This is a genomic window from Afipia sp. Root123D2 (assembly GCF_001425835.1).
Lineage (GTDB): Bacteria > Pseudomonadota > Alphaproteobacteria > Rhizobiales > Xanthobacteraceae > Afipia.
On sequence record NZ_LMDP01000002.1, the window covers coordinates 273815 to 285466 of the forward strand.

The window sequence follows — 11652 nt, forward strand, 5'->3', positions numbered from 1 at the left end:
CCCAAATCTTTCGCACACAAGATCGTAGCTGCCAGGGTCGGAAAGGTCGCAGATCGGCCTTTTCCCAGCCAAATCAAGCCGACCCGATCATATTCTGCATTTCAGCGATCATTTGGCCTGACACGAGTGGCTTGCCGAAAAACCGGCTGTCACGCGGAAGCTGACTACTCGACAGCTTTAATTGACCGGACACAATGATGATCTTGATAAGCGGCCAACGCTCGCGAACGGCATTAGCGAGTTCGAGCCCATCCATGCTGCCCGGCATCTGAACGTCGGTAAACAAAAGCGCAATATCAGACCTGGACAGGAGAATGGCCAAGGCCTCGTCCGCATCTGCCGCTTCGATCGAGCCATAGCCGGCGTCATCCACCATATCGATCGCCCGCATGCGCAAGATCAGGTCATCCTCAACAACAAGCACAACTGCCGGGCGATCCAGACTCATCATGACAGAGCTTTGGGTAAAGGAAGCCGACCTGCGGGCTGTGGCGTCGAACATTCCATCGGCCCAAAACCGGCCGCGCTTCCCTGACCGGGACGCCCGAGCCGCCGTTGTGCAAACAGGAATGCGTCCACGGCACTGGGGGCCGGGAGCCGGCCTTCTTTGGTCATCGTCACGGCTTCATCTGCTTTCACCGAAGGCCCAAAGGCGGGCAACGCAATTACGAATGCTCCCGGAACTGCGAGTATCGAGAGCGCAGCGTACGATGTGATCATTTTCGGGCTGCTGACTGCGGCTGGTCGCCAATCCCGCTAACGCTTGGGGAACGATTGACAACAGGTCTCCCGATGTGAGGTTCCGCAAGTGCTGATATATTTGTGCGATTATATTTGCCGTACGGTCTTTAATGAAATGAACACGCGCATGGCGGCGTCATGTCTGATTAGCGGACACGACGACAGCGAATCTATTCGGCTAAGAGACACAAAATCTCTCGCTTTCCGGGTACCATCCAGTGCTATCGGACCGGTCTCTGACGCGAGGCTCCGGAAAACGGAACTTCTTAATCCCTACTCGGAAAATGTCGATCGAATCCGGTAGAGTTGGTGCGAATATCGATGTCTACCGAGACTCGTCACTCATAAAAGCCCGCTGTTGGCGAGCATTTCTGACACCAAAGAAGAAATATCTCCAAAATATACACTGCCTGGCTCGATTGAGAGGATTCGAGCTCACGCCTGATCGAACTCCGTCTCTCCAGCGGCCCCTGCCAACTGGAATATTTGTCAGCTTCACTGTCTCATTGCCATTTGACCGTTTTATTATATCTGCTAATCTGGATATATGGAAAGCAAAACTGCAATTGATGTCTTAGCCGCGCTGGCCCAATCCACGCGGCTAGATACCTTTCGCCTCCTCGTAAAACACGAACCCGCCGGAGTGCCAGCTGGTGAGTTGGCGCGTCTTGTTGGTGTTCCGCAGAACACTTTGTCAGCTCATCTTTCAATCTTATCCCGCGCTGGGCTCGTAACTGGCGAGCGCCAAAGCCGATCGATCATCTACCGCGCCAATTTGTCCGCACTTCAAGAGGTCATGCTGTTCTTGGTGAAGGACTGCTGCGGAGGCAGCCCAGAGGTGTGTGCGCCCTTGATTGAAAGCCTGTCGTCTTGTTCTCCAAAGGGAAAACGTAATGTCCGATAGAATTTTCAACGTGCTGTTTCTCTGCACCGGTAATTCCGCGCGTTCGATCCTCGCTGAATCGATTTTGCGAAAGGATGGCGGTGGTCGCTTTCAATCTTTCTCGGCAGGAAGTGAGCCAAAAGGAGAAGTGAACCCCTTCGCACTGAAAGTTCTTGAAAGTTTGGAATATCCAACTGAAGGCATGCGCTCAAAAAGCTGGCTTGAGTTTGCCGTTCCTGACGCACCCGTGATGGATTTCGTTTTCACCGTTTGCGATAACGCAGCCGGTGAATCCTGCCCTATCTGGCCGGGACAACCAATGACAGCGCATTGGGGCATTGAGGATCCTGCTGCTGTGGAGGGTACTGACCTTCAGAAACACGCGGCATTCCTCACAGCCTTTCGTTATCTGAAAAATAGGCTGATCGCGTTCACCAGTCTGCCGCTTTCCGGAATCGACAAGTTGTCGCTCGGTACTCAACTGCGCGAGATCGGTCGTCTCGATGGGTCGACTTCAGGTCAAGAGAAGGCTGGTTGATGCTTGTTTTCGATCTGCCACGTAGACTGGTCGCCGAAGGATTGGGGACTGCGCTGCTCGTGGCGACAGTCGTGGGATCCGGCATCATGGCCGAAACCCTTACAAAAGACGCCGCGCTAGCGCTTCTGGGCAATACCTTGCCGACCGGCGCAATTCTTGTCGTGCTGATCACGATCTTGGGTCCAATTTCCGGCGCTCACTTTAATCCAGCCGTAACACTAATCTTTGCGCTCAAGCGAGAGTTGTCAGTCGGTACGGGGCTTGTTTACGTCCTGGCCCAGATCGCTGGCGGACTCGTCGGCGCAATCACGGCGCATTTGATGTTCGCTCTGCCCATGCTCGATGCTTCTCTAAAAATACGAACGGGTGGAGCACAATGGTTCTCCGAAGGTATTGCGGCCTTTGGACTCGTTGCAACAATTCTTGCCGGGATTCGATTTCAGAAAGAAGCTGTGCCTTGGTTAGTCGGCCTCTACATCATCGCCGCTTACTGGTTCACGGCATCCACGTCATTTGCAAATCCAGCCGTAGCGATTGCACGCTCATTTACAAATACGTTCTCTGGTATTCGACCGCACGATTTACCAGGGTTCATTACAGCGGAAGTCTGCGGCGCAATGGTTGGCCTCGCCGTTATGTCGTGGCTATTACGACCGGAACACGATGTACGTTTCTAAACTCGGAGGCTCAACTATGAGCATTACAATCTATCACAATCCTGAATGCGGTACTTCGCGCAACACGCTGGCGATGATCAGACAAAGCGGCGCCGAGCCGGTCGTAATTGAGTATCTCAAGACGCCGCCCGCTCGTGAAAAGCTGATTGAATTGATCGATAAAATGGGATTACCGGTAAGGTCTTTGCTCCGTGAGAAAGACATTCCCCACGCCGAGCTTGGGCTGGCCGATCTCACTTGGAGCGACGACAGCCTCATCGACTTCATGCTGGCGCATCCCATTCTTATCAATCGGCCAATTGTAGTTTCCGCGAAGGGCGTAAAGCTCTGTCGTCCATCCGAGACGGTTCTTGATTTACTACCAAACCCACATATCGGTCGGTTTGTGAAGGAGGATGGCGAGGTAATTGATGCCGCCTGAGTTGCTTGGCCTTCCCAAAATCGATGGCGGAGCTTTTGAAGTGCCAAGGATTGACTTAGGTCAGTCAACCCGCGCAACTCATCGACCGCGAATCCTACTGCTCTACGGCTCATTGCGGGAGCGGTCTTTTAGCCGCTTTGCAACAATGGAAGCCGCGCGCCTGCTTGAAGCATTCGGTGCAGAAACTCGCGTGTTTAATCCCGCTGGTTTGCCGCAGCCCGATGACGCTCCAGCCGACCACCCAAAAGTCAAAGAGCTGCGTGACCTCTCGACATGGTCGGAGGGCCAGGTTTGGTGCAGTCCTGAGCGCCACGGTGCGATTACCGGCATCATGAAAACTCAAATCGACTGGATACCGCTCTCGATTGGGGCTGTTCGACCCACGCAAGGAAAAACGCTAGCCGTGATGCAAGTCAGTGGTGGCTCGCAATCGTTTAACGCGATCAATCAGCTTCGCATTCTTGGCCGCTGGATGCGGATGATCACGATTCCGAATCAGTCCTCGGTGGCGAAAGCATACGAACAATTTGATGATTGCGGCCGTATGAAACCATCGCCGTACTACGACAGGATCGTCGACGTGATGGAAGAACTGGTAAAATTCACACTGCTGACGCGAAATGAATCGGCGTATCTCACAAACCGATACAGCGAACGAAAGGAAAGCCGGAAAGCTCTCTCAAAGCGAGTTCAACTAGGCGAGGCTCTATAAAAACTTTGATGGGATTGCCTGTGTGTCACCCCGAATTTATCTAGTGCAGTTCCTACGCTCCCTGCCAAAGCACTGGGCCCGATGAACACCGAGCGCGACGCATCGCCGCTTGCCTTCGCGGCAACAAACCGACCATATGGGAGATGCGGAAAAGCCATCTGGAACTCACCTCGCGCCACGGATGACGACGCAGATGTCGTACGAGTCGATCCTTATCCTTGTTCTTATACTTCCCTTCGTCGGAAGCTGTTTTGCCGCCCTCCTTCGGACCAATGCCCGCAACGCAGCAGCATGGCTGTCAGGAGCGGTTACACTCGTTAATCTGGCGATTCTCGTTGCGAGCTACCCGCGCATGATCAACCGCGGCGTGATTCGATACACTGCGGAGTGGGTGCCGAATATTAATCTCGAGTTCAGCTTGAGGTTGGACGGCTTCGCCTGGATGTTCGCCATGCTGGTCAGCGGCGTCGGATTCCTCGTGGTCCTGTACGCCCGATACTACATGTCGCCAACGGATCCGGTGCCCCGGTCCTTTTCATTCTTGCTCGCGTTCATGGGCTCCATGCTTGGCATCGTGCTGTCGGGCAATCTCATTCAGCTTGTATTCTTCTGGGAGCTCACGAGCCTCTTTTCCTTCCTTCTGATCGGGTACTGGTATCAAAACGCGGCCGCTCGCGAAGGCGCATACATGGCGCTGACCATTACATCCGCTGGCGGGCTTTGTCTCTTTGCAGGCGTGCTGGTGATAGGTCATATCGTCGGCAGCTACGATCTCGATCGCGTGCTGGCCTCCGGCGAAATCATCCGCTCGCATCAACTTTATATTCCAGCTCTGGTTCTAGTCCTGTTGGGTGCTTTTACGAAGAGCGCCCAGTTCCCGTTCCATTTCTGGCTGCCACACGCGATGGCGGCCCCGACTCCCGTCTCGGCTTATCTGCATTCCGCGACCATGGTGAAGGCCGGCGTCTTCCTGCTGATCCGCCTGTGGCCTGCCATGGGCGGCACTCAGGAATGGCTGTGGCTGGTGGGATCCGCAGGCCTCATCACGTTCATCCTCGGCGCTTTCATTGCCGTTTTTCAGCAAGATCTGAAGGGATTACTCGCCTACTCGACGATCAGCCATCTCGGATTGATCACACTTCTGACGGGGCTGGATACGCCGCTGGGTCAGATCGCCGCCATCTTCCACATCGTGAATCATGCGACCTTCAAAGCGTCGCTGTTCATGGCTGCCGGCATCATCGACCACGAGAGCGGTACGCGTGACATTCGTCGCCTCAGCGGCCTTTGGCGCTTCATGCCGATCACGGCGACCTTGGCCATGATAGCGGCCGGGGCCATGGCAGGAGTTCCTCTGCTCAATGGATTCCTGTCGAAGGAAATGTTCTTCGCCGAAACCATCGAGATTCACGACAATTCGTTCGTAGATCAGGCCCTCCCCTATATCGTCACACTGGCCAGCATGTTCACCGTGGCCTATTCGTTTCGCTTCATCCGCGACGTGTTTTTCGGCCCTCCATCCGAGGACCTGCCGCGCACACCACACGAACCCCCATTCCTGATGCGACTGCCAGCCGAGCTTCTCGTTCTGGCGTGCCTTGTTATCGGCGTCGCTCCCGCAATAACGATCGGCCCGGCTCTAGATGCGGCCGCACACGCTGTGCTCGGCGCTGCAACCCCGCAATACAGCCTCGCCGTCTGGCATGGGTTTACGCCTGCATTCCTGATGAGCATCGTTGCACTCGGTGGCGGCGTCGCGGTGTATTTCATGCTGCGCTCCTACCTGCTCAGCGGGATTGAGGGCCCGCCTTTGCTGCGCCATCTGAAGGGGCAGCGTATTTTCGAGCGGGTACTCGTCTTCCTGTCCTGGCGGCTTGCCCGACAACTGGAGGAACTTCTCGGTACGCGGCGTCTTCAGCCGCAGCTTCGGCTGCTGGCTGGAGCGGCGTTCCTCGCCGCGTTATTGCCGCTTTACGCAAAAGGTCTCGCCGTCGGGCACTGGCCGTCGGGTAATTTCGACCTTGCTTTCGCACTATTGTGGGTTGTCGGCATTTCCTGCGCCCTTGGTGCGGCATATCAGGCCAAGTTTCATCGTCTTGCAGCATTGATCCTGCTCGGCGGCGCGGGGCTCGTTACCTGCATAAGCTTCGTTTGGCTGTCGGCACCGGATCTCGCACTCACGCAGCTAGTCGTGGAGACCGTCACCACCGTGCTGTTGCTGCTCGGACTGCGATGGCTTCCGAAAAGAATCGAACACCCTGCCGCAGAACGCTCGGCGCACATCATGCGTTGGCACCGCATCCGGGACCTCACGATAGCAACCTGCTCGGGCGTGGGACTAGCCCTACTCGCTTATGCAGCAATGATCCGGCCTGCACCCGTCAGCATCTCACACTTTTTTACGGAGAACGCTTACATCAAAGGTGGCGGCACCAACATCGTAAACGTCATCCTGGTTGACTTCCGCGGCTTCGACACGCTCGGAGAAATCACGGTGCTCGGTGTCGTTTCATTGACCGTCTATGCTCTGCTGCGACGTTTCCGCCCGGCACGTGAGAGCATCCCGGTCCCCGAACAGCAGCGAACCCAGAACATCTATGATGAAGAGCACCCGGACCGCGAAAAAGGCGACACCATCAAGGACGCCATGGCGACTCCGGCGCTGATCATGACGCTGCTCTTTCCCGTCATCGGCGTGGCCGCCATGTTCCTGCTCCTGCGCGGGCACGATCTGCCCGGAGGCGGATTCGTGGCGGGCATTACTATGGCTGTCGCGTTCATCGTTCAGTATATGGCGCATGGCACGATCTGGGTGGAGGCGCGCCTGCGGGTTCAGCCTGTGCGATGGATGGGCATCGGCCTGCTCGCCGCGGGCGGCACAGGTGCTGCCGCATGGCTGTTTTCCCGCCCGTTCCTGACCTCATACTTTGCCTATATCGAGTTGCCTCTGATCGGTCGCGTGCCGACGGCGAGCGCCCTGCTTTTCGACATCGGCGTGTTCTGTCTTGTCGTCGGCGCCACGGTGCTGATGTTGATCGCGATTGCACACCAATCGGTGCGAAGCCATCGCGCACCGCACGCGCGCGAATCTCAGACCCAAACGAATCCTTCCATCGAGCAGGTGAGATGATGGAGATCGTTCTGGCACTCGGCATCGGGGCGCTCGCCGGTTCGGGCATATGGCTCATCCTGCGACCGCGGACATTTCAAGTGATTATCGGCCTTTCTCTGCTGTCCTACGGTGTCAACCTCTTCATCGTCGCAATGGGGCGGCTACAAACGGGGACGGCCCCCGTCCTGGCCACGCACGCTGCGGGCGATCCCGCGCACTATGCCGATCCGCTCCCGCAAGCGCTCGTCCTCACCGCCATCGTCATCGGTTTCGCGACCACCGCGCTATTCCTGGTGGTGCTGCTGGCATCGCGAGGTCTGACCGGGACTGACCACGTTGATGGCCGGGAACCAGAGCGATGAGCCGCATGGCCGATCACCTGATCATCGCGCCCGTGGCGCTGCCGCTTCTGGCTGGTGCCGCAATGCTTCTCCTTGCGGAGCGGCGGCACGCCCTGAAAGCCGCCATCGGCGTCGCGTCGACCTTTGCGCTCATCGGCATCGCGATCGCATTGCTTGCCTCGGTCAATGCTGCGCCGGACAGTTCGACCTCAGGGATCGGCGTTTACCGACTGGGCGAATGGCCCGCGCCGTTCGGGATCGTGTTGGTGGCGGACCGTCTTTCAGCTCTCATGGTCCTCCTGACGAGCATCCTTGGAGCAGCCGCCCTGATTTTTTCCCTCGCTCGCTGGTCGCGCGTCGGAGCACATTTCCATGCGCTGTTCCAGTTTCTGCTGATGGGCCTGAACGGCGCGTTCCTGACCGGTGATCTCTTTAACCTGTTCGTCTTTTTCGAACTGCTGCTCGCCGCTTCATACGGCTTGGCGCTGCATGGCTCGGGCGTCGCGCGTGTCAAGGCTGGGATGCACTACATCGTGGTCAATCTGGTGGCCTCCTTATTGTTCTTGGTCGGCGTCAGTTTGATCTACGGAGTTTCCGGAACGCTAAATATGGCGGACCTCGCCATGCGGATTACGAATCTCGACCCGGAGAGCCGCGCGTTGCTGGAGGTGGGCGCCGGCATCCTGGGGACGGCATTTCTCCTCAAAGCCGGAATGTGGCCGCTGTGTTTCTGGTTGCCGACGACCTATGCGGTTGCCAGCCCACCGGTGGCGTCCATCTTTGCGATTATGACCAAGGTCGGTGCCTATGTCGTGCTCAGACTTTGGCTGCTTCTGTTCGGCGACGCCGCGGGAGCGTCAGCGCAGTTCGGCGGTGAGTGGCTGCTGTATGGCGGAATGGCCACGGTTGTATTTGGCACGATCGGGACGCTGGCGTCGCAGGACATGGCACGGCTTGCCGTATTCTCCGTGCTCGTATCCTCTGGAACGATGCTCGCCGCGATCGGGATGGGACAGGTTGGCGTCACCGAGGGAGCGCTCTTCTATATGGTCAGTTCGACTCTCGGCATCAGTGCACTTTTTCTTCTGGTTGAACTCGTCGAGCGCGGCCGCGAACCGGGCGCAGACGTACTCGCCGTCACGAGGGAAGCTTATGGCGAAGACGATAACACCGATGAGGAGAGAGAAGAAGAGGTCGGCCTCGCCATGCCAATCACCATGGGAGAGCTGGGACTCGCCTTCATTGGATGCGCGGTGGTGATCGCAGGCCTGCCGCCGCTGTCCGGATTTATTGCGAAATTCGCGCTCCTTTCCGCCGCTCTCAATCCAGCCGGAATGACACCGGGCAACGGATCAGTGCCGGTCGCCTCGTGGAGCTTGCTCGCGATCTTGATTCTGTCCGGATTGGCCGCGCTTGTCGCGCTGACCCGCGCAGGCATTCGTGTCTTTTGGGCCGAGTTCGATCGTACTGTACCAAGCGTGCGGGTAATTGAGATGGCGCCGATCGCCGCGCTTCTCATCCTGTGCGCGATGCAAACGGTCTTGGCGGGACCGGTCATGCAATTCATGCAAACAACCGCCCACTCGATTCACGCACCCGCGAACTACGTGCATGCCGTGCTGCCGCCGGCCGAGCAGGCGTATAAGGCAGGCAAGATATGAGACGGCTTTTGCCCTTCCCATTGGCTGCAGCCGGACTGTTCGTTCTTTGGCTGTTGCTCAATCAGGCATTGACGTGGGGCCAGGTCCTTCTTGGAGCCGCAGCGGCGCTTGCCGGGGGGGGGGCATTGACGGCGCTACAGCCGCCAAACGCCCGGCTTCGGCGGCTCGGCGCGATGTTCCATTTGGCATCACTGGTGTTGGCCGACATCATACGCTCCAACATCGCCGTAGCCCGAATTGTCCTCGGCTTGGCAGGACGGGGACGGCGGCCCGGATTCGTACACATTCCTCTTGAACTGCGTGATCCTTACGGGCTCGCTGCATTGGCATGCATCATCACCTCAACACCCGGAACCTTGTGGGTAAATTTTGATTCCGCCAGAGGAATACTGATGATCCACGTCCTCGATCTGATCGACGAAAGCGAATGGATCCAGACGATCAAGGGTCGCTACGAGCGGCTGTTGCTGGAGATTTTCGAATGAGCATCGTCTTCCTGACGTGGTCGCTCACGTTGGCTAAAATCTTCTTGAGTCTTGCCATGGGAATCGCGGCTCTCCGCATTTTGCGGGGCCCGAGGGCGCAGGATCGCGTCTCAGGCATGGATACCCTGTACGTCAACGCCATGCTGCTGCTTCTGACATTCGGCATTGCGTCGGGTAGCACCCTGTACTTTGAGGCCGCTTTAATTGTCGCACTTCTCGGCTTTGTCGGGACCGTCGCTATCGCCAAGTTCCTGCTCCGCGGTGAGGTAATCGAATGATTGCGGACTTGCCAGCCTGGGCGGCTATCATAACCGCCATTCTCGTTTTCACCGGCGCAGCGACAACTCTCATCGGTTCGCTGGGCCTTTTGCGGCTCGCAAGCTTCTACGAGCGGCTCCACGCGCCTACGCTGGGGACGACTCTTGGAACCGGCTGCATCGCGCTCGCTTCAATCATTTTTTTCTCGGCATCGCAGAGCCGGCTCGCTTTGCACGAAATCCTGATCGTGGTTTTCGTCACCGTCACCACACCGGTCACCCTGATGATCTTGGTACGCGCTGCGCTGTTTCGCGACAGGCTGGAGCGAACAGATGGTGCTTCGGGACCGGATGCAACGTAGTCTGCTCTATGTGCCTTTGCACTTTGAAGTCAGGCTTTCACATTCTTCGGAAGCGATCTGACAGGCGGCACCGCAAGAATGTCGATGTCGAGGCACCGCAGAGCTTCTTCCGTCACGCTTCCCAGCAGCACCTTCAGCAACCAGGAACGGCTATGGGTCCCTAAAATGAGAAGATCAGGTCTCGTCTCTTCGACAGTCCGTGCAATTACCTCGAAGATTCCGCCTTCCTCGACCCGCAAAGACAATTTTGGACCAAGAAGCTTGTTCGCTGTGAGAAATCCGGCGAGTTCATCGACGACCCGCTCGCGCTCGCTCGCCACATACTCGTTAATGGCAGCCTCATCGGTCCCGCTGACGGAAAGCTTGCCTTTTCCGAGAGGGAGAAAAGCGTGAAGAAGCGTAGCGCCTTGGTCTCCGATGAGTCCCGTTGACATCGCAGCCCTGATCGCATTCACCGAGGGTTCCGACACATCGACGGCAGCCAGGGGATTTCGGTACGGTCGCCTCACTTCATTGTTCACCATGAGAACGGGGTATGATCCGGTCCGGATCACGCGCTCGACAGTCGTCCCTACAAAGATATCCCGCAGCAGTTGTTTGCGGTGCGCGCCCATCACGATGAGATCTGCCTTGACCGTTTCCGCCATCCGCAGGATGCCGTAGAAGGGATCGCCCGCTACGACCTTTGGGTGGCATTTTGCGTCGCGCAGTTCGGAGATAGCGCCGATCTGCTCAGCGAGGATCCGTTCAGCCTCACGTCTCTCAATCTCAACAAGCTGCGTCGGATGATCATCGTCCACGACGTGGACGATAACAAGTTCAGCGCCTTTGTCTTGCGCCAGTACGCCTGCGCGTCGCAATGCGCGATGAGATCGTGTCGAAAAGTCCGTCGCTGCGAGAATACGCACTTGAACACCTCCCCGCACCAAGTGGCCATTCCACTCCACAAGTCATGTCAGCAGCACGCTGGCCCAACGGCCCGACGACGATTGCCTCCGCAATCCGTAGTTCTTCGATGCTTGAGTTGCCCTTTGCAATGAACTCAGGGCACTCTATCGCTGGCGACGATACCACCCTCCCCCTCAAGGCGAGCAATCTGCTTGGCCTCGGCGCTGGTGAATTTCAGCCGAACACCGATACCGCCACCGTTCTCCCGCAGGAATACGGCTCCCAGTTCTTCAAGTGCACCTTGAATTACTTCGATCTCGTGAGGCGCGGGCTGTTCAAGATTGTGCTCGAACTTCTCGATTGTTGATGCATCAACGCTGGCGCGACCGGCCAGCTTGGCCCGCGACACCTCCACAAGCGCACGACCGGCGCGGCATTGCGATCCGGTGATCATTGAACAATCTCCTCGATACACGCCAGATTTTCCCGTTCTATGGCCATATCAGTTGCCCGATACACGTCGAGCGTCGTCTCGATCAGCTTCAATCTGGCTTGCTTTGAAGCATGTCACGTC

The 11652-nt window shown here is 57.3% G+C and carries 14 protein-coding genes; 11 read left to right on the top strand and 3 right to left on the bottom strand.

From position 1 onward, the window contains the following. Positions 1-73 precede the first annotated feature (73 nt). Entirely contained in the window at positions 74-451 is a 378-nt protein-coding gene (locus ASC80_RS24390; RefSeq protein ID WP_056298696.1) for a response regulator, read from the bottom strand. An 837-nt stretch (positions 452-1288) separates the two neighbouring features. Between ASC80_RS24390 and ASC80_RS23035 the strand changes: the two genes are divergently transcribed. The 11 genes from ASC80_RS23035 to mnhG all read left to right on the top strand — a co-directional run bounded on the left by ASC80_RS23035 (position 1289) and on the right by mnhG (position 10190). Further along, positions 1289-1645 (top strand): ArsR/SmtB family transcription factor, encoded by a 357-nt coding sequence (locus ASC80_RS23035; protein WP_082512510.1) that lies wholly within the window; start codon positions 1289-1291, stop codon positions 1643-1645. Next, a complete protein-coding gene (locus tag ASC80_RS10460) occupies positions 1635-2162 on the top strand; it encodes an arsenate reductase ArsC (RefSeq protein WP_056296473.1) in 528 nt (175 codons plus the stop codon). Before ASC80_RS23035 ends, ASC80_RS10460 begins: the two co-directional genes overlap by 11 nt. Beyond that, positions 2162-2839 (top strand): aquaporin, encoded by a 678-nt coding sequence (locus tag ASC80_RS10465; protein WP_056296476.1) that lies wholly within the window; start codon positions 2162-2164, stop codon positions 2837-2839. Before ASC80_RS10460 ends, ASC80_RS10465 begins: the two co-directional genes overlap by 1 nt. A 16-nt stretch (positions 2840-2855) precedes the next feature. Further along, a complete protein-coding gene (arsC, locus tag ASC80_RS10470) occupies positions 2856-3260 on the top strand; it encodes an arsenate reductase (glutaredoxin) (RefSeq protein ID WP_056296480.1) in 405 nt (134 codons plus the stop codon). Then, positions 3250-3972, top strand: a complete 723-nt coding sequence (gene arsH / locus ASC80_RS10475; protein WP_056296483.1) for an arsenical resistance protein ArsH — start codon at positions 3250-3252, stop codon at positions 3970-3972. The genes arsC and arsH overlap by 11 nt, the downstream gene beginning before the upstream one ends. Before the next feature lie 193 nt (positions 3973-4165). After that, entirely contained in the window at positions 4166-7102 is a 2937-nt protein-coding gene (locus ASC80_RS10480; RefSeq protein WP_056298698.1) for a monovalent cation/H+ antiporter subunit A, read from the top strand. Beyond that, the gene (locus ASC80_RS10485; protein ID WP_056296486.1) at positions 7102-7446 is read left to right on the top strand and encodes a Na+/H+ antiporter subunit C; all 345 of its coding nucleotides are present in this window, start codon (positions 7102-7104) and stop codon (positions 7444-7446) included. The genes ASC80_RS10480 and ASC80_RS10485 overlap by 1 nt, the downstream gene beginning before the upstream one ends. Further along, on the top strand, positions 7443-9086 hold the full coding sequence (locus ASC80_RS10490; protein WP_056296488.1) for a monovalent cation/H+ antiporter subunit D: 1644 nt from the start codon (positions 7443-7445) through the stop codon (positions 9084-9086). The genes ASC80_RS10485 and ASC80_RS10490 overlap by 4 nt, the downstream gene beginning before the upstream one ends. Then, positions 9083-9571, top strand: a complete 489-nt coding sequence (locus tag ASC80_RS10495; RefSeq protein WP_056296491.1) for a Na+/H+ antiporter subunit E — start codon at positions 9083-9085, stop codon at positions 9569-9571. Before ASC80_RS10490 ends, ASC80_RS10495 begins: the two co-directional genes overlap by 4 nt. Then, the gene (locus ASC80_RS10500; RefSeq protein ID WP_056296494.1) at positions 9568-9849 is read left to right on the top strand and encodes a K+/H+ antiporter subunit F; all 282 of its coding nucleotides are present in this window, start codon (positions 9568-9570) and stop codon (positions 9847-9849) included. The genes ASC80_RS10495 and ASC80_RS10500 overlap by 4 nt, the downstream gene beginning before the upstream one ends. Then, entirely contained in the window at positions 9846-10190 is a 345-nt protein-coding gene (mnhG, locus tag ASC80_RS10505) for a monovalent cation/H(+) antiporter subunit G (RefSeq protein WP_056296498.1), read from the top strand. Before ASC80_RS10500 ends, mnhG begins: the two co-directional genes overlap by 4 nt. Before the next feature lie 29 nt (positions 10191-10219). Here the strand turns inward: mnhG and ASC80_RS10510 are convergent, their stop codons facing one another. Next, entirely contained in the window at positions 10220-11098 is an 879-nt protein-coding gene (locus ASC80_RS10510; RefSeq protein WP_082512511.1) for a universal stress protein, read from the bottom strand. A gap of 134 nt (positions 11099-11232) precedes the next feature. Continuing rightward, a complete protein-coding gene (locus ASC80_RS23040; RefSeq protein WP_082512512.1) occupies positions 11233-11532 on the bottom strand; it encodes a hypothetical protein in 300 nt (99 codons plus the stop codon). Positions 11533-11652 lie beyond the last annotated feature (120 nt).